Raw genomic sequence first — 18,946 nt, forward strand, 5'->3', positions numbered from 1 at the left:
CAGTTAAGCGATTTAAAGCTGATTTACATCAATGTCGACCACATAAGTGTGATCGACAATAAATTCATATTTCATAATCGGAGTTATTTATGTGCCAAGACTGCGGCTGTTCGATCACACGCCATGATCACCTTTTAACATCGGGGCATTCTCATTCAAAAACCGATGACAACATTGCCAGTAACCCTCAATTAAACGACAAAACAACTCTCTCCGTTATACATAAAATTCTTGATAAAAATGATATAGAAGCCCAACACAACCGCGACCATTTTAACGCAAAAGGGATCACTGCTTTTAACTTAATGAGCAGTCCTGGCAGCGGTAAAACCACCCTCCTTGAGCACTTATATCAACATACACAACAAAAATATGCGGTCATTGAAGGTGACCTAGAAACCTCTAGAGATGCCGATAGATTAACAGCCAAAGGCATCGCGGCTTACCAAATCCAAACAGGAGCCGCCTGCCACTTAGATGCCTTTATGGTGCACAGTGCGCTACATCATATCGACCTTGAATCAATAGACATTTGTTTTGTAGAAAACGTTGGAAACTTAGTTTGCCCTGCCAGTTACGATGTAGGTACCCACAAAAATATTGTTTTGCTATCAGTCCCTGAAGGTGATGACAAAATTGAGAAATATCCGGTGATGTTCCGCCGCGCCGACTTAGTATTGGTCACTAAAGCCGATTTGATTGAACATTTTGATTTTAGTATTGAAGAAGCCAAAGCCCAGCTTCACAAGCTCAATCCCAATGTAGAATTAATGACAGTTTCAGTTAAACAGCCTCAGACACTATTACAAGTTACCAACTGGCTTAGTGCGCAAAGCCTGCACCACATCAACAATCTTAAAACCGCAAATATCAAAAATGAACAAACCGATACAATGGGAGCACTTGTTTAATGTGTTTATCAATCCCTTCTCAGGTCGTCGAAATACACTTAAGTGAGCAAGCTGTAACCGTCGATACTATGGGCGTAAAGCGCAAAGTCAGTAGCCATTTGATGACTGAGCCGCTAAGTATTGGTGATTTCGTGTTAATCCATATTGGATTTGTGATGAACAAAATCGATACCGAAGATGCAATGGCAAGCCTAGCCTTGTATCAAGAGATTGTGCAGAAACTCGAAGCTGAAGAGCGGGAGTCCTAATGATAAACCTTAAAGATCTCTATCAAGGCTTTCGCGATCCAGAGGTAATCAAATCACTGGCAACCGAAATAGCCGTGTTAGCAAAGCAGCTACCAGATAAAATCAATATTATGGAGGTGTGTGGCGGGCATACACACACCATCATGAAATATGGCTTATCGCAGCTCTTACCAGACAATATCGAGTTTATCCATGGACCGGGTTGCCCAGTTTGCATTATGCCTAAAGAGCGAATCGACCACGCGGCAGCATTAGCTAACCGACAAAAAACTATTTTAGTCACCCTCGGTGACATGATCCGCGTACCCGGATCAAATGGCAGTTTGTCGCAGTTTAGAGCGCAGGGCTGCGATATCCGGCCAATCTATGATCCGCTCGATACCCTCACTATTGCCAAAGAAAACCCTGATAAACAAGTTATTTTCTTTGCTATTGGCTTTGAAACATCTACGCCAATGACGGCGGTATTAATCGATCAAGCTGAGCAACAAGCTATCGATAACCTGTTCTTTCATATTAACCATGTGTTAGTCCCACCCGCGATTGATGCTGTGATGGCTGATGAAAAGGTCAAGGTAAACGCCTTCATCGGTCCCGCCCATGTCAGTGTAATTAGTGGTGCAAAAGTGTATCGAAGTGCGGTCGAGCGTTATCATACCCCGGTGGTGATCTCTGGATTTGAGCCTGTTGATGTCATGCAGTCTATTTTAATGATTGTTAAGCAGAAAGTGGCTAATAGCGCCAAACTTGAAAACCAATATAGCCGTTCAGTCACTGAACAAGGCAACTTAGGCGCACAAGCGTTGATTGACCGCTACTTAAGCGTTAGGCCTTCCTTTCGCTGGCGCGGACTTGGTCCCATCCCTGAGTCAGCATTAATGCTCAAGCCAGAGTTTAGCCATAGAGATGCCGAGATACTATTTCAGCAAGACCTGCCTCATCAAGAGATAGACGATCATAAAGCCTGCCAATGCGGCGATATTTTACGGGGCTTATGTAAACCTAAAGATTGTAAAGTATTTGGCCGAGGCTGCTCCCCAGAAACACCGTTAGGTAGCTGTATGGTGAGTTCAGAAGGTGCCTGTAACGCTTATTACCGCTACAACGGAGTCGCATGATGCAAAAGAACAACGCTAAACAAGTGCAATTAAGTCATGGCGGAGGCGGTAAAGAGATGAACCGCCTTATCAAAGAGATATTTTTTAGCGCCTTTGATAATCCAATTTTACGCAGCGAAGAAGACGCTGCAGTATTGCACTTTGACGGCAACCTAGCCTTTACTACCGACTCTTTTACCGTTGCACCACTGTTTTTTGCTGGTGGCGATATCGGTAAGCTTTCAATTGCGGGCACTGTTAACGATCTCGCCATGATGGGCGCTGAGCCACAATACTTAAGTTGTAGCTTTATTATCGAAGAAGGTTTTGCCATCGACAGTTTAAAAACTATCGTTAGCAGCATGGCAAACGAGCTCAAAAACTCATCTGCTCGTATTGTCTGCGGAGACACTAAAGTGGTACCCAAAGGCTGCGCCGATGGCGTATTTATCAATACCTCTGGTGTAGGACGTATTTTACACTCTGGGATCTCAGTTAAAAACCTGCAAGTAGGCGATAAAATTATCGTCAGCCGCGATGTAGGCCGCCATGGCGCTGCAATTTTGATGGCGCGTGAAGGCTTAGCGCTTGAGTCAAAATTGACCAGTGATTGCGCAACCCTATGGCCAATTGTCGAGCAACTGATTGCAGCTAATATCGATATTCATGCCATGCGTGACGCAACGCGGGGCGGATTATCTGCCGTGCTCAATGAGTGGGCAAGTGCATCAGAAGTCGGTATTGAAGTCATTGAAGACGCTGTACCTGTATGTGATGCAGTAAAAGGTCTATGTGAATTGTATGGCTTCGAGCCATTTGATCTTGCTAATGAAGGTACCTTTATCCTCGCCGTCCCCGATGCCAGTGTTGAAGCGACACTTGAAATCATGCAGCGCTTTTGTCACTGCGAGCAAGCAGCGGTGATTGGCCAAGTGACAGATACCCGCCAAGGTAAAGTCGTTTTACAAACCCCATGGGGAAGCCAGCGCTATTTGGATGTACCTCAAGGCGAATTATTACCGAGGATTTGTTAGTGCACGAATATTCTATAGTGACCGCTTTAATTGAACAATGTGAGCAGCTTGCAGCCAAGAATAATGCCACTGCAATTACTCGTGTAGAGATTAAATTGGGTATATTAAGTGGCGTTGAACCAGGCTTATTAAGCACGGCTTTTGACACATTTAAACTTGAAGGAATTTGCCGCAATTCAGAGCTTATAATGCAAATTCAACCGTTGCTTGTAGCCTGTAACGATTGCAACAAGCAAACGCTACATAACGAACGCTGTGTCATCTGCTCTCACTGCCATAGTAGCAATACCAATGTATTAGACGGTGAAGATATGATGTTAATGCAGCTTGAACTTGAACAAGAGTAATTAAAGCCGGCCTTTACGAGCCGGCTTACTATTTATCTTTAATAGGTGCGATTACTGCGACAGTTAAAGCTGTTAGTTCCATGTACGAATATGAAAGCCATCCCCCCTTACCACTGTATTAGCTTTTTTAACACGGCATACCGGTGAGGCTCGATTAACATAAAAAAATTGAGTGGGGCTTTAGTTAGCACCATACTTTCTCGCTATAATTTATAATCAGTAAAACCCAAAATGCAGCTAAGCTCAATATACAAGTAACCGTCACGTCTTAGAATTTCTTATCTTTTATTAATAGCCCGCATGTTGCAGCTCATCCGATATTTCAGCTCTTGCTCTTCTTAGGTTTTTTTGAGCTTGTTCAAAGTAACTAGGTGACGTGTCTATTGCACGTTGAAACAAATCAATCGCTTGTTCATATTTCCCCTCTAACATCAAAAAGTAACCTAGATCATTTAATGCGTCCGCAGGTGACATAGTTTGCTCAAATGTGGCTAAAGCACGCTTATAAAGGCCCTTTCTGACATAGACTAGCCCTAGATTGGTCCAAGCGCGGTCAAAATTAGCGTCTTCTTGGATAGCTTTACGTAAGTACTTCTCTGCCATCGTTAATTCACCAGTAAGGTAATATGAATACCCAAGGTTAGTGATTAAGATAGAAGAGTGAGGTTCTAACTCTAATATTAGCTTGAAATAATCTCGGGCTTGCTGGTGATTGTTTTCAACATCCTCTAGTATGGCGATTGCGTTATACACCCTAGCCGGCGATTCTCTATTCGGGATTAAAAACTTCCCCATTGTTTCCGATGACTCTACTAGTGCCAATCTTTGTTGATCAAGTTCTATAGCATTTTCTAGATGACTTCGAGCCTCTCTATATTGACGTTTATCTAAACTAATCACGCCAAGATCTGCATGAGCCATCATCAAATTTGGGTCCAGAATCAACGCTTCATTGTATGCTTTATATGCAATCTCAGGATTCCCTCTAATCATATGGATCCTACCAATTTGGTAGAAGGTTTCAGCATTAAGGGCGTTAAAGTCAAGCGCTTGAATATAAGCGTATAATGCTTTTTCCAAGTTACCTGATTGCTCTTCGTTACTTGCTTTTAATAATGCTTCAGCTTCGTTAAGTGGCGCGGAAAAATCGGATGCTATAGATGAAAGCGCTCCGACATCAAGTAGATCTTGGCGTTCTGGTGGTTGGATCTTTGCGGGTAACTCATCTTCTTTCGTAGAGCTACAACCTTGCGCTACCAACAACAAGCAGAAAATCAACAAGCCAGTCTTTGTTATATCGCATAGTTGCCGCTTCGAACTTAATATACTTCGCATAGCTTAGATCCCCAAAAGTATTACCGAGTTAAAATGCCTGTCCCCACACTTTCATTACTTTTAATACTGCGGGCCCAACGGCAACAATAAAAAATGAAGGCCAAATACAACACATCATTGGAAATATCATTTTTACCGCCAGTTTTGCAGCTTGCTCTTCTGCAGCTTGTAGGCGTTTATTACGATATTCATCTGAAAATACGCGCAGTGTCTCTGCTATTCCGGTACCTAATCTCATGCTTTGCGAAATAGCGGAGTTTAATCCCTTGATATCTTCCAGGCCTGTTCGGTCAGTAAACTCTTGCAAGGCAACCTTTATTGTTAGACCTGCCCTGACCTTGCTACAAACCAACTCTAGTTCACTTGCTAATGCGGGGTGGCTAAAGGCTAGCTCTCTTGCGACTCTTTGCATTGCAGCCATTAAACCAAGCCCAGCTTCACAACAAACAACGAGTAAATCTAAAGCATCAGGAAAGCCGACTCTTAATAGGCGCATCCTTCGGTTAGCTAAAGCTTGTAAAATCATAGAAGGTAAAACAAAAGCTCCACCAATAAACAAACAAAATATATAAAATGTCCAGATACCATTGATATTGGGAAACAGATTTAAAATAACAATAGACGCTATTGCACCAAGTAAAATGAGTAGCAAACGTGCAGCATTAAAAATAGCGAGCGCATTTTCTGAATGAAAACCCGCATGGATCAGTAAGCGACGTGTTTCATGATTTGAGAAATTTAGAAATGGCCTTTTAGCCATCTCTCCAATTCCATGCTCTAGGGTGCTAGTAACATCTTGGGTGACAGGCTTTCCCTTATCATCGTTTAATAACTTTAATCTTTGTCTGACAGGCGAATATATTCCACTAATCAAATAGGATATTGAAATAGCAAGCAATACACCTGTAATCGCTGCGACAACATAAATAGCCCATTCAATATGTTGAGGATCATCAAAGAACTGACCGAATAAACCAATTAGGAAATCCATTTTAAATATCTATCCTTATTAACTTACTGATCCACATGCCACCGACAAACATCCCGATAGCCCCCCACATAAGTAAATTATTACCTTCTTTAGTGCCGGTTAGTTCGCCAACATATCCAGGAGTTTGAATGTAAATAACCGCGAATAAAACAAAGGGTAATAAGATCAAGATCCAGGCCGATAAACGCCCTTCCGCAGAAAGAGTTCTCACTCTTCGTCTAAACGTAAATCTAAGCCTTATCACTCTTGCTAGGTTATTAATATTTTCAGCTAAATTACCACCGGTTTCCTTCTGAACCATGACTGCACTTGCAAAAGCCATTGCAGAAACACTTGGTACACGTTCAATAAAGCCTAAAATGGCGCGTTTGGTATCTTTACTGTAGTTAATATTGGCAAACATCAAAGCAAACTCTTTCGCCAGCGGCCCCTCCATTTCTTCTGTTACCAGTTTTACTGCATCTGAAAAGGAATAACCTGCTTGTAAGGCTCTTCTTAACACATCAAGTGCATCGGGGAAGCTTTCTTCAATCTTATCCATACGCTTATTGGTATCTCTATTTAGCTTAAAATTAAATAAAAAAAGCCCCATACCAAATGCAAAAACAGCGGCCAGAGGTTCACCTAAATAAAACCAAGCTGCGGCACCTAATAATATAGACACAAACAGAGCAATAAAAATGAATTGGTGACCAAGTAATTTATAATCAGCAAGCTCAAGTCGATAACTGAGACTTTCAATAACCTCAAAGCTCTCAAGCCAACGACCTATTGGCCCAAGCTTACCTAGCCGGCTTTTACGTAGCAGAGATGTTTCAAAAGTAATATCACCGGATTCCTCAGATAACTTTTTTAGCCGCTTTCTTACTAAGGCTGTATTTGCTCTTTGAGGGCTATAAACAGGCAAAAATAATGCTTGGGTTAAAAACAACACAGCAATAAACACTAAGCCTAGAAAAATAACTTGATCAGAAAACATAAATTATCCCCTAAAAACCAGCGAATGGATCACCACAATTGAATAAATGGTAAGGTAAATCGATACCATGTTGCTTTAGTTTTGAGTGGAAGCCAGGGATCACACCGGTCGCCTCAAATTCACCTAAAATCATTTCTTTGTCATCGATCCCTTTACGAGCAAATCGGAAAATTTCAGACATGGTGATAATGTCGCCTTCCATGCCGTTAATTTCTTGAATACTTGTGATTCGTCTACGACCATCTTCTTGACGCTCTAGCTGAACAACGACATCTATTGCTGAAGCTATCTGTGTTCGAATATTACTGACGGGCATATCAAACCCCGCCATGCAAACCATATACTCTAGCCTGCCTAATGCATCTCTGGGGCTATTGGCGTGTAAAGTTGTCAAAGACCCCTCATGCCCAGTGTTCATAGCAGTGAGCATATCGAGAGCTTCCCCCCCCCGCACCTCACCAATAACTATTCTGTCAGGTCGCATTCTCAAACAATTTTTGACTAAGTCACGTTGCGAAACTTCTCCCTTGCCCTCGATATTTTGTGGTCTAGTTTCTAAGCGAACCGTATGCGGCTGTTGAAGTTGTAACTCAGCAGAATCCTCTATGGTAACAATTCGCTCATCACTTGGAATAAAGCCTGATAGCATGTTTAAAAGAGTCGTTTTACCGCTACCAGTTCCTCCAGAGACAAGAATATTGAGTTTGCCTTTAACACCACCTTTTAATAACTCAATCATGGCTTCTGTCACTGAGCCAATATCGATAAGTTGTTTGGCGTTTAGCTTATCAACCGCAAACCGTCTTATAGACAAAGAAGGTCCATCAAGTGCTAACGGTGGAATAATGGCATTTACTCGGCTACCGTCAGCGAGTCTTGCATCAACCATAGGAGATGATTCATCAATACGACGTCCTACACTAGAGACAATTCTGTCAATAATATTTAAAAGATGAGCATCACTATGGAATTTAATATCAACTCTTTGCAGTTTCCCTCTTCTTTCAACATAAACTCTGTCAAATGAGTTAACCAAAATATCAGAGATAGAAGGATCAGCGAGTAATATTTCTAAGGGGCCTAAACCTAATACCTCATCGATAATGAGCGATATAATTCTTCTTCTAGTTGATAGATTAATCGGTAAACTAAATTCAGTTAAAATTTGCTCACTTATATCGCTAATTTGCTTTTCAGCCTGTTCTTTCGACACGGTTTCAATTAAAGAAAGATCCATGACACTTAATAGTCTTTCATACAACTGGACTTTAATATCTTGCTCTTCAGGCGTTAGTGGTTGAAATGCTTTTTCTTGAGTACTTTCCAAGTTCACAGTCATGTTATTTCCCTAATATCCGTTTCCAAAACCCAGTTTTTTTCTCAGGTTCTATAGTGTTACTTGGTAAGAACACTTCTGCTAACTTTTCAATGTCGGCCACCAGTTTTTGCTTTCTAGCAATGTCCTGAATAGGTTTTCCGAGCTCAACACACTCGCTTGCAAGCTTATAATCATTAATTGTTGTAAATATTTTTACGACACCTATCGCCTCTTTAATATCTGATAGCTTAATACTTGAGTTTTTATCGTATCGATTTACGACAAGATTAATTGTTTCTAGCGGGATCCCCATACGCTTTGTTAGTTGAGTAACTAGATCTTTAGTTTGTCTTAAATACATAATATTTTGCTGAGTGATAACTAAAATCGTCGCATCGAGTAGTAAGTTGTAGTTCCAATTTTCTGGGCCTCGAGAAAAGTCTAGAATAACGGTTTTATGAAATTGTCGATATTTTAAAATAAGCTCTTTTATATTTGAAAAGTCAATCTCTTGATCTAATGCTAATAACTCAAAAGGCCTAGCTGCTAGTAAACTTAAATTCCCTTCTTTAGTCATAGTACTTTGTAAAGCAACCTCATCGAGACTTTCAATTGAGCTAAGAACATCACACATAGAGTATTTAGACTCTCTCCCCAAGATATGCGACAACGTTCCTTGATGTAAGTCCAGATCAAGTAAGGCAATATCCGCGCCTTCTTTTTTGGAAGCTATATCAGCTAAGCTTGCGCTAATAAAACTAGCACCTGAGCCTGACTTTCCATTTATTATGGCCAATACCGGTGCCAAATCAGCTTTTTGCATCAATTGGACAGAAAGCTTTTCGATTACTGCGCAGAGATCGCCCTGAGAAGTTCCAAAAGGAATGAAATCTGCGACATCATACTGAAATGCTAATCGAAGAATATTCTGAGGCGTATCAAGACCAATAAGTAGGATATTGCAACCAAAATTGGACGCATAAGCTAAAGCCGTTCTTGCTTCGACTTCATCGTTTGGAAGTAACAAAAGAACAAGATTAACGTTAAACCGACTATTGGCTAAATAGGGTTCTGAGTATGCAGCCGATTGCCAATTGAAATTATCTATATTGTCTAAACAATCCGTAATCCAGTCCAAATTACGCATACTATTATTTGCAACAATGGCATCGATTCGAAAAGGTAAATTTACGTGCATAGGGCATTCTTGCTCTTTTTTATTATCAGAGACATAAAGCTCAAGCGGTTTATCCATAATGCAACTCACCTCCCCTAAACGTTTTATTAAACTACATTGAATATAGACAATAATCCGCCAAATATTTTGTTTTTTTATAAACTACAATCAGTTGTACCACCTTTAAAAATACCAAGGCTTTCTCGCGGTAACGTTGTAGTAAAAGTTGGTGAGTTCAAAGTCCGGTAAAGACCAGGAACTAAAAACTGATGCTGATAGTCATGTATTTCGGCTCTAACAAGGTCAATATCGATACCGCTAGCCGCTGTGCCATCGTAAGCCAAATAACTAATGGTTAAATTACTTGAAGATAAGTTTGGTAAAATATTTACATCATTAAAAAGTGCAATAGAATTAATATCGCTCGTCACTTGGCATACTGTCGCAAGCCTTGCAGCTCTTCTCGACGCTTCATGTAAAACATTGTAGGTGAATAACATTCTTCCAAACTCAATTGCAGCGAACAGTAATACAAAAAAAACACCAGCCACTAAAGTAAACTCAATAATGTATACGCCGCGCTGCTTTCTCATAATGCCGTAACCGCATAGCTAGCATTAAGGTTAAAGCTCAAATCAATATCTTCCCCAAAAGAGAAAGTTTGGAGCTTTTCCGCAAATAATGGCGTCCAGTCATAACTTACGTTGACGACCAATATGCCGCTATCAGCTGGGAACTCAACCACGCTGATATTACTTGCAGTTAAACCTGTTAAATTCGAGCTAGTATTAAGTGTGTCGCCACTTAATAAAACCCGTTTCATATTGGAAATACAAAAATCACAATTGGTATCAGAAAGAACCGCGGGTAAATTCCCCGTAGTGTTAACAATCGCAGTATTTGAAATAAATCGGCCAGCACTGCGAGCCATTCTAGTTAGCTCACTGTATTGAAATAGTAAACGTCCAAACTCTACAGTAAGGAAGATTATTAAAACGAGAATAGGTAAGACCAATGTAAACTCAATAACAGCAATACCTTTTTGTTTTTTAAAAAACATAATATTACCTATGAATCTGGACTATCGGGATCACGGTATAAAACTATCGTAAAGTTATCGCTATCAAAATCAGGATCAAGTGACGCATTCCCCGAAGAGCCACACTCCGAAACATACTCTCCTATAATAATTGAAGTTTTCCCAGTATGTTCAACTCTCTGTGTTAAAAAGAAACATCCAATCGACTTTACTTCTACAACATTTTTACCATTAACTTTACCGTCACAGTTACCAATAACAACGGGAAGCTTTCTACGATCAGCCCTCGCAATTGAAGAACTGGTAATGTTGCCTGTTGCACAGTGTTGCGTATCATCCTGATTATAATATTCAGCATAACTGTAATAATCGGCTGTAGGATTAGTAATACTTGCTTCGCTATCGACGATTAGCTTTTCACCTTCGCATGTATTTAAATCTCTAGGGTGATCTGCTGAATTGAGCTGATTGCCGTTAGGCCACTCTCCAAATCGAGTATTTAATCCATCAGCTACAGGTCCAACTTTATTGCCAGGTTCTGTTGGTATATTTTGCCCCACGCTCACACAAGACCCCGGCGAAAACTCTCCGGCTAGCCCCTGCTCAATACCTTTGCCACCAGGTCCACCTAAATCGAGTAATTGGAAATTACCTGGGCCAAGAGTGATGTCTGGATCAGAGGGTTTCTGTTTTGAGCCTATTTTCATGACATGCAACTGTCCGTGGGACATACCATAATTATCGTCAGGAAGATTCATATCACCGCAAACTAATAACGGCACCACTTTGTTAAGGCACTCAATATCTGTACTACGACCAGCGACAGCGGAAGCTCTAACCTGTTTATCAAAATCCATTAACTGCGCTAAAAAGTTATCTAAATTTACATCTTCTACTTTGACGCGGACATACTCATATGTCTCATTTGCGCCCGGTATAAACGGATCCGGCAGCGCTGAGAACTCAACAGAAAGGTGCGCTGTAACTTGGTTAGCACTATAATCTGGCGAAGTTAACGTCACCACATCACTAATTTCGGTATTCTCTAGATAGTTTAAGTTTTGCGACAAGACACCAACAGCTGTTTGCCTAGCCTCAGCAAGCGTACCACCATCTTGTAGCGTTTTAGCCGCACTTAAAGCGGCTGAATCAACAGCATTTTGTAGTCGCCCTTTGTTTAACAGCATATGGCTACTATCTAGAGCCAAAGCCGCCATAGCGACGATAGCAAATAAGCCTACAGTAAACATGACAATTATTGCCCCTTGCTGTTTACCTTTTACATTGATTAATCTATCAGTGGATAATCTTTTGGTTGGCATATCGAGCCTCCAAAACTAATTACTAATTTGAGCCACCAGAACTAATAGAGCCTATCCCTTTTGCTGTAGCAGGAGCGACCGAACTCCCACGATAAGACTGCATGACTTTCTGTCCATAAGTACCATCAAGACTAAGTATAATACCGTCATTTCTTTCCGGTGCTTCAGGGTCTAAAATCTGTACTTGCTTTATTTGGTAGTGGCTTTCTCCCATTGGGAAGTCATTGATTTGTGTACAACCTACGATCGCAAACGCTGAGATCAAAATTGCAACAAAATAAATATTTTTAAATTTGAATTGAATTAAAGTCATAAAGTTGTCTCCGACGAATCAAAGGGAATGCCCATATTTTTGTTGAGTACCCGTATCATCTAGCTTCGCATCGGACTGTGCAGGCTCATAGGGGGTATCACTATTTTCATCTGACTTTTCTTTGTGTGATAATTTGCCAAGAAGGTAAAACTCGACATCTGAAGGCGAAACAAAGCCATCTGTCGGTAACGAAATATCCTTACGATTGAATGCTCTTACCAGCCTTGGCGTAACCAAAATAACCAGTTCACTTTGACCACTTTGAAAACTCTTACTTGTAAATAGTTGCCCTAATACAGGCACGTCACCAAGGCCAGGTAATTTATCGATATTCTCTCTTAACGTGTCACTAATGAGGCCACTAATAGCGATTGTTTGGCCATCTGCCAACTCCACTGTCGTAGCTGTACTACGTTTTACTAAAGAAGGGACAACTAAAGAGGTAGAAGTATTGCCTGAAATAGAGAATCCATTTGCGGTGCTAACCTCACTAACAACTACATTTAGGTTTAAGTTTATTTGACCTGAATCCAACACAGTAGGAACAAACTTTACGCCAACACCGTAGTCTCTATACTCTACCGTAGTATTGCCATTTTCCCCGGGTACAGGTATAGGAAACTCCCCCCCTGATAAAAACTCCGCGGACTGTCCACTCATTGCTGTAACATTAGGTTCAGCAAGCACTTTTGCTAATCCATTTTGTTTAGCCACATCAAGTGCAAAATTCATTAATAAGTCGCCATTGATATATTGCGCAAAAAGGCCTTTACCATCGATCCCACCAATGCTTCCTGGATCAAAGCCTCCACCGCCACCAACAACGCCACCAGATAGATTTGAACCTTGATTAAAAATAAAGAATTTAGAATCAAATTGTCTTGCAACGTTTCTTTGAACTTCAGCGACAACGACTTCTAACATAACTTGATGATCGCCACCTATTGTCATCATGTTTAGAACTTTACTTGGCGCTAGTCCCCCTGCAGCAGCGGCAGCATAGCCTTCTGCAAGCTCTACAGCCGTATTCATCTTTTGTAAATTAGAAGCCTGACCGCTAAGTAAGAGCTGTCCTTGAGACGTTTGAACCCCCAGTTTTTCAGTTGGTAAAAACTGATGTAACCGCGTTTTCAATCCATTTAAATCATGAGTAACTTCAATATCCATAATTTTGGAAAGTCGTTCATTTTCGTCCCAAATCATTATATTAGTGCTACCGAGCTGCTTTCCTAATATATAAAGCTCGTTATTGGGCAATAATTTGATATCAGCAATACTTGGGTTACCAACTGATACTCTATGGACAGGTTCATTAAGCATTAACACGCGAGATTTAAAAATTGGGATCAGCTTAATGTCGTTTCTAATACCTGATGTAGGTCCGCCAGCTTCAACCACCGACGAAGCTAATATTATAAAGAAACAAACAATTAAACATTGACGAAGCAAGGACATGTTATTCTCCTTAAACATGAATTTCTTTTTTGCTATGGATGTTTGTTACTGATTTTAATTTCTCTTTCATTCATGCCTTTCAGTAAAAGAACCTTATCCGTATTTCGGTCTTCATTTGACGGTTCTTCGGGTACAATGGCCCCCGTCGATTGTTGTTCAATAGAGGCTAATTGGACATCTGATTGCTTATTTTCTATTTCAGCCAGTTCGATAACAGCTGTATCGTTCGGGTTTCGAAGAGCTAACTGCAATGATCCACGAGTTTTTGCGATCATTAATGTTTCCGCTTGCTCAAGGCTTAGCTCTAGGGTTACCGCACGTACTAACACGGGTTTGTTTTCATCGTTTGACGCCCGCTGATCAATAGCTAAGATTTTTACGTTTGCAAGAACAATATCTGTTTTCAAGCCACCGCTTGTAATGATGTTAATGATGTCTACTCGGTTACCTGGCAGCAAAAAGCCCGCTACACCTACAACGTCATTAACCCTTATTGTTACCGCCCGCATTGTAGGCGTAATTAGACTCGCTAATGTACTCCCTTCCCCTTTTTTGGTTAAACGCTCTTTCCGTAAAACCTCTCCTTGGTAAAGCCGGTTTTTAACAACCATTCCCTCGGCCTCAGTAATATCCATTATCGCCCCCTTCGGAATTAACCCATCGGGTACAGGTGTTACAGCTAGGTGCTTGCGCTCAATAATCGTGCCTAGCGGCACCTCTGCCACGACGGTAACAACACTGCGAGTGCGCTCTGTATTGTCTGACGGAGTGTTTGACTTCAACCAATTTTGTGCGAGGTAGACCGCTGTGATACCAAACACCAATGATAAAATGACAAATAAAAGTGTTTTATTGTTCATTCGTCGCTCCTAATTTCATCAAAACATCTTAAACGAAGTAAATAGACCAAGCGGAGTCAACCAAAGATGGGGTTACAACCGGCTCAAACTCCATAAAGTTGATTTGATCAGACATAATTCCTAGTAGGTCACGTGGGTAGCAAGGTATAAGAGGCTTGTCATACCTTTGGTGGTAATCTGTTAATAAGTATTGAAAAACCTCTTCTGAGCAACTCAAACCAAGGCTTTCACAAACTTGGAACCAAATTTTCCTATAAAGAGCTTCATCTAACGCATCAAAGTGAATTTTGTAGCCGAGACGTCTTAAAAATGCCTCGTCAACTAATTCATTAGGATCAAGGTTAGTTGAAAAAAGTAAAATAAGTTCAAAAGGGATTTCAAAGTGCTCTCCTGATTGTAGGCTAAGAAAATCCCTACGCTCCTCCATTGGAATAATCCAACGATTGAATAGTTGTTTTGCACTAATTTTTTGACGACCCAAATCATCTAAAAGTAAGATCCCGTTATTGGCTTTTAGCTGCAGTGGTGCCATATAAGTACGGCTATGGCTATCAAATTGCACTTCAAGCATTTCAGCGGTTAACTCGCCACCGGTGATCCTTAGCGGCCTTTCACATCTTATCCAGCGAGGGTCATGCCCTTGTGATAACTGTAAGTTTGTTTGAGTCGTTCCACTGTTAATTCTGTGATGTAATTCAGGGTCAAAAACTTGAATGATTTCGTTACCAATGGCTAACGCATAGGGGATCAGTACTGTGTCCCCTAAAGTAAGGTTTAGATGCCGACAAAGGTAGCTTTTGCCGGTACCAGGAGGTCCATAGATAAGAACCGGTCGACTTGAATTCATCGCTGGACCGATTTTAAAAAGTAAATCCTTGGGCAAGACTAATGCAGACAAACCTTTTTCTAACATTTCATAAGTAATAGGAGTTGCCCTGCTAGATTGCTGCTTACAAATCTCGGCATACTGTTTCAAAGGTACAGGCGCTAGCCCAACATATCCATTTCGGGATAGTGCTTGTTTAGCATGTAACTCGCCGCCTGCACTTAACGCATAACGCATTTGACCATCTAATGTAGTTTGTCTGTTTTCGACCCAAGCTAAACTCTTTGCCGTGTCGAGTAACTGTTGAATAATACCGCCCGTGACGCCTGTTAATTTAGTTAATTGTTCTTTAGTTAATACGCCGGACGCAGAAAGGTGTTTCGTTAACAAGTCCAGAAGCAAAGATTCCGGCAAGCCAGTGTCCTCAATGGTTATTGGGCGAGAGGCAAGCTGCTCATTAGTGACCAAAGACGTTATACTTGACTTATCTGTGTGCAAATGACTCGTTTCGATCATGTCTTATCCCCTAAGAGATTAAATAATTACTTACTGACGAGTACAACTTAGTAATGTCTGGTGACAGTGCGCAAGCCCACAACCAACCTAAAGCTAATGCCGGTGCATAAGGGACCTTTTGGCCGGCAGCCTCGTCACTTTCAGGCTTAAAATAAGTTCTTAAATAAAAACAATCCCAATAACGCCCAAAGGTTTTTCTAACTCCTTTAAACCCCGTTTGCCATAGAATCAAAATGAGGCTAGTTATTGCGCCGGCTACCACGGCATACAAAACACTCCAAATTAAAAGCGTTGGCCCCATTAATGCTCCAATCCCCATCATTAATTTGATGTCACCAGCACCTAGGATCTTGAATATAAATGTCGGGAATAAAATAATAAAAGCAAGAGTAAAACCCAAAAATGAAAGCATTAACCCATTTAATTGTGCAAAATAACTATTAATAACAAAACCAGAAAATATTGTTATCAAACAAAGCCAATTCGGTATTTTTTTTAACGTTAAATCAAAGGCTATTGCAATAATAAAAAATAAACCTGAAGAAATTATCTGCATTAATAACTGTTCATCAACCATAATTCCTCCTTTATTTAAATAAAGGTTACTCAACGCTTCTTGAGTAACCTCTATTTAATAGGAAAATGCCTTTAACAGTTACTACTATCACCATTTACTGCTGACGCTAAACAACTAATTCTACTAGTCGCGTTATCACCCAATTCGCTAAATGCGGCGATCATGCCGCCGACAACTAAGCCACCTGCAATCGCATACTCAACAGCTGTTAAACCGCTTTCATCTTCAATAAAATCTTTCATTATTTTTTTGATATCCATGAGAATCTCCACCTTAGAACTTGATTACCTACGCTTGGTAATAGTGTTATGTTACACAGGTAAGCAACCTGAGCTTCCCTTCGTAACGCTACTAATAAAAGTAGCAAACGGATCACTTTCTAACCATGTAGAATAATTTTTTGGTCTACAACCAAGTAATCTCATCTATTCAACAAACCTAGACTCAAATACAAATGGTTATCAATCACTAAATGACGATACATAAATTTGTAGCTTTTAAAGCAATAACCAACCAGTAATCAGTCATATATACTGCAACTAAAATCATCAAATTTATTTAACATCTTTATTTTGTTCAAAAAGAAAACAAAAAAAATAAAGAGAAAAGTAAATAAATTGTAAAATTAGACCAGTTAATTATTCTTCTAAAATAAACAGTAACTTTAGTGCCGCCGTTAAATCATTGTATACACTAATTAATAGAGGGGATAACAGATTAGCTTTAGAATATATTTTGGAGTGAATTATCCAGTCTCACTGGATTTATTAATCAACACTTGGAAAATAAAGTTAAAATTTATCACAACCTTTCAATCATTTTATAAATGCTCGAAATTTCATACTTAACACCAAAACTTTCTTCAATATAAGTTTGAACAGTGTATCCTTTTACTTTTCCACTTTTAGAGTTTTTAACACTATTATCAATAAACAATTTTACTTGTTCCACCTGTTTTTCAGTTAATATCATTGGACGGCCTGAATGTGGTTTTTCTTTTAGCCCTTCTAAGCCCTTAGATAAATAATTACTTACCCATCGATTAACACTTGTACGACTCACTTTTAAAAACTCAGCAATTTGATATCGAGACTTACCGTCTTGAAAGTGGACAATCGCAAGCAATTTAAGTCTCATCCGCGCACTTTTTTCCTTTCGAATTAACTTAGCTAATGATCGATTATCATGGCATAACTTATCCATATTTACTCCTTCAACATGGCTAAAAACTGTAGTCATCTCTAATTTGTAAATCTCCCATCCGATCAACCCACGTCGGGTTTGAAACAATATATATAGGTAAAGGCCTAGCTAAAGTGAAGCGTTCTGTTTTTGTTTTTGTTTCCGCAGACGAAAACAATTCCATAGTAGAACTAGATTCTCTATTAATCAGATACTTTGCAAATAACTCAGGTCTAAAAAGACGAATACATCCATGACTAAGCGACCTTTCTTTCAAATTAAACAAATTCTTAGTCGGCGTATCATGTAGATAGATAGTAAAGTCATTTGGGATCGTAAACCTATACTTTCCTAGAGCATTATACTTTCCTGCGCGTTGAACAAGCTTGTATTGTTTTACATAAGATTTGAAGTCACTGACACTTACATTGTCTAGGTTTAACGTTTTATTGCCACCGTTGGTATCCTTAAATACAAAACGATTCGTCTTTAGATAATTAGGCTTTAACTCAACGGATGCAAGAATATCAGTGTAAATAATACTAGTGGGAGGGGTCCAGCTTGGATTAACAGTAATATTAGTTACAAATGTACTCAATAAGGGGGTTTTGTTCGAGGTATTACCAACAATCACAGGCATTTGTAGCTTTTCTTGACCTCTGTTTTTAATTTTAAGCATATAGCTTGCTAAATTAACCTCTATATATTCTTTGGATTTAGCGCGGCGAGTTATGAGGTAGGCTAACTGGTTTTGTAATTGTTCTAGCCTGTGTTCAGGAAGCACATTCAAAGAAATAACAGTTTCATAGTCTAATTTACCACTAGTTTCTAAACCGTGCCTAAGTTGAAAATTTTTTAGCCCTTGCTCTATTGACGTGTCAAATATTTTCTCTCTATAGGAAGAAAGCTGATACTCCTTAATGTCACCTAGCCTAGATAAAATCCAGCGTATCTTAGCAACATCCTTATTCCTTTGCCCTTTCTTTAAATCTATAAACGTTATCTTAGGCCAAATATATTTATTAAGCTTTTTATAACGCTCAATATGCCTTCTACAATCATAAATGTCTTTCTCATCAATGATCTCCAAATAGAAGCCTAGAGATTTTGCTTCTTTCAGTTGTGCCAAGTCAAAAATTTGGTCATTTAAAATAGTAACAAAGCTATTGCTATCAGTATAATTTGGTAATTTTGTTGTTAACCCGAGATCCTCTACTAACCCATTAAGCTTTTGTAAAATAGCTAAATTAACAGAAGTTTCAACCATTGTAGAAACTGCATAAGCTGGTGTTATACCAAAAGTGAAACAAGCAAAAAACGATAAGATAATTACCCGAGGTAAACACAAAATTTTTCTATACTTCGAACTTAAGTCAGTTATCATAAATTGCCAAAATTTAGTGTTGTCTAATTTCCATA

General features: G+C 39.7%; 21 protein-coding genes. 5 read left to right on the forward strand and 16 right to left on the reverse strand.

Annotated elements, in window-relative coordinates:
• The first annotated feature begins 89 nt into the window (after positions 1 to 89).
• The 5 genes from hypB to L2747_RS00770 are packed head-to-tail and all read left to right on the forward strand — an operon-like array spanning position 90 to position 3,637.
• Positions 90 to 911, forward strand: coding sequence for a hydrogenase nickel incorporation protein HypB (gene hypB / locus L2747_RS00750; RefSeq protein ID WP_248997218.1), 822 nt, complete (start codon positions 90 to 92; stop codon positions 909 to 911).
• Positions 911 to 1,159 carry a HypC/HybG/HupF family hydrogenase formation chaperone gene (locus tag L2747_RS00755; RefSeq protein WP_220783239.1) on the forward strand — a complete coding sequence of 83 codons (249 nt, stop codon included), beginning with the start codon at positions 911 to 913 and terminating at the stop codon, positions 1,157 to 1,159. Before hypB ends, L2747_RS00755 begins: the two co-directional genes overlap by 1 nt.
• A complete protein-coding gene (hypD, locus tag L2747_RS00760) occupies positions 1,159 to 2,277 on the forward strand; it encodes a hydrogenase formation protein HypD (protein WP_248997219.1) in 1,119 nt (372 codons plus the stop codon). Before L2747_RS00755 ends, hypD begins: the two co-directional genes overlap by 1 nt.
• Entirely contained in the window at positions 2,274 to 3,290 is a 1,017-nt protein-coding gene (gene hypE, locus L2747_RS00765; RefSeq protein ID WP_248997220.1) for a hydrogenase expression/formation protein HypE, read from the forward strand. Before hypD ends, hypE begins: the two co-directional genes overlap by 4 nt.
• Positions 3,290 to 3,637, forward strand: coding sequence for a hydrogenase maturation nickel metallochaperone HypA/HybF (locus L2747_RS00770; RefSeq protein WP_248997221.1), 348 nt, complete (start codon positions 3,290 to 3,292; stop codon positions 3,635 to 3,637). The genes hypE and L2747_RS00770 overlap by 1 nt, the downstream gene beginning before the upstream one ends.
• Positions 3,638 to 3,925: 288 nt before the next feature.
• On the opposite strand, the gene L2747_RS00775 is transcribed toward L2747_RS00770, so the two are convergent.
• The 16 genes from L2747_RS00775 to L2747_RS00850 all read right to left on the reverse strand — a co-directional run bounded on the left by L2747_RS00775 (position 3,926) and on the right by L2747_RS00850 (position 18,794).
• Positions 3,926 to 4,972: a tetratricopeptide repeat protein gene (locus L2747_RS00775; RefSeq protein ID WP_248997222.1), complete on the reverse strand. Its 1,047-nt coding sequence runs from the start codon at positions 4,970 to 4,972 to the stop codon at positions 3,926 to 3,928.
• Between the two features lie 28 nt (positions 4,973 to 5,000).
• Positions 5,001 to 5,963, reverse strand: coding sequence for a type II secretion system F family protein (locus L2747_RS00780; RefSeq protein WP_248997223.1), 963 nt, complete (start codon positions 5,961 to 5,963; stop codon positions 5,001 to 5,003).
• 1 nt (position 5,964) lies between these two features.
• Positions 5,965 to 6,942, reverse strand: coding sequence for a type II secretion system F family protein (locus L2747_RS00785; protein ID WP_248997224.1), 978 nt, complete (start codon positions 6,940 to 6,942; stop codon positions 5,965 to 5,967).
• A gap of 10 nt (positions 6,943 to 6,952) precedes the next feature.
• Positions 6,953 to 8,281 carry a TadA family conjugal transfer-associated ATPase gene (locus L2747_RS00790; protein ID WP_248997225.1) on the reverse strand — a complete coding sequence of 443 codons (1,329 nt, stop codon included), beginning with the start codon at positions 8,279 to 8,281 and terminating at the stop codon, positions 6,953 to 6,955.
• A gap of 1 nt (position 8,282) precedes the next feature.
• On the reverse strand, positions 8,283 to 9,515 hold the full coding sequence (locus L2747_RS00795) for a CpaE/TadZ family protein (RefSeq protein WP_248997226.1): 1,233 nt from the start codon (positions 9,513 to 9,515) through the stop codon (positions 8,283 to 8,285).
• Positions 9,516 to 9,592: 77 nt separating this feature from the next.
• A complete protein-coding gene (locus L2747_RS00800) occupies positions 9,593 to 10,030 on the reverse strand; it encodes a TadE/TadG family type IV pilus assembly protein (protein ID WP_248997227.1) in 438 nt (145 codons plus the stop codon).
• Entirely contained in the window at positions 10,027 to 10,497 is a 471-nt protein-coding gene (locus L2747_RS00805) for a TadE family protein (protein WP_248997228.1), read from the reverse strand. Before L2747_RS00805 ends, L2747_RS00800 begins: the two co-directional genes overlap by 4 nt.
• 8 nt (positions 10,498 to 10,505) lie before the next feature.
• Positions 10,506 to 11,798, reverse strand: coding sequence for a TadE/TadG family type IV pilus assembly protein (locus tag L2747_RS00810; RefSeq protein ID WP_248997229.1), 1,293 nt, complete (start codon positions 11,796 to 11,798; stop codon positions 10,506 to 10,508).
• Positions 11,799 to 11,820: 22 nt separating this feature from the next.
• Positions 11,821 to 12,111 (reverse strand): hypothetical protein, encoded by a 291-nt coding sequence (locus tag L2747_RS00815; RefSeq protein ID WP_248997230.1) that lies wholly within the window; start codon positions 12,109 to 12,111, stop codon positions 11,821 to 11,823.
• 18 nt (positions 12,112 to 12,129) lie between these two features.
• Complete coding sequence (locus tag L2747_RS00820) at positions 12,130 to 13,566, reverse strand: type II and III secretion system protein family protein (protein WP_248997496.1); 1,437 nt, start codon at positions 13,564 to 13,566, stop codon at positions 12,130 to 12,132.
• A 32-nt stretch (positions 13,567 to 13,598) separates the two neighbouring features.
• Positions 13,599 to 14,426, reverse strand: a complete 828-nt coding sequence (gene cpaB, locus L2747_RS00825) for a Flp pilus assembly protein CpaB (protein WP_248997231.1) — start codon at positions 14,424 to 14,426, stop codon at positions 13,599 to 13,601.
• Positions 14,427 to 14,454: 28 nt separating this feature from the next.
• Positions 14,455 to 15,768, reverse strand: coding sequence for an ATP-binding protein (locus tag L2747_RS00830; protein ID WP_248997232.1), 1,314 nt, complete (start codon positions 15,766 to 15,768; stop codon positions 14,455 to 14,457).
• A gap of 10 nt (positions 15,769 to 15,778) precedes the next feature.
• Entirely contained in the window at positions 15,779 to 16,345 is a 567-nt protein-coding gene (locus L2747_RS00835; RefSeq protein WP_248997233.1) for an A24 family peptidase, read from the reverse strand.
• Between the two features lie 71 nt (positions 16,346 to 16,416).
• The gene (locus L2747_RS00840; protein WP_248997234.1) at positions 16,417 to 16,605 is read right to left on the reverse strand and encodes a Flp family type IVb pilin; all 189 of its coding nucleotides are present in this window, start codon (positions 16,603 to 16,605) and stop codon (positions 16,417 to 16,419) included.
• A 541-nt stretch (positions 16,606 to 17,146) separates the two neighbouring features.
• Positions 17,147 to 17,548, reverse strand: coding sequence for a helix-turn-helix domain-containing protein (locus L2747_RS00845; RefSeq protein WP_248997235.1), 402 nt, complete (start codon positions 17,546 to 17,548; stop codon positions 17,147 to 17,149).
• Positions 17,549 to 17,567: 19 nt separating this feature from the next.
• A complete protein-coding gene (locus tag L2747_RS00850) occupies positions 17,568 to 18,794 on the reverse strand; it encodes a L,D-transpeptidase family protein (protein ID WP_248997236.1) in 1,227 nt (408 codons plus the stop codon).
• Positions 18,795 to 18,946 lie beyond the last annotated feature (152 nt).

This window comes from Shewanella marinintestina, assembly GCF_023283845.1.
GTDB lineage: Bacteria > Pseudomonadota > Gammaproteobacteria > Enterobacterales > Shewanellaceae > Shewanella > Shewanella marinintestina.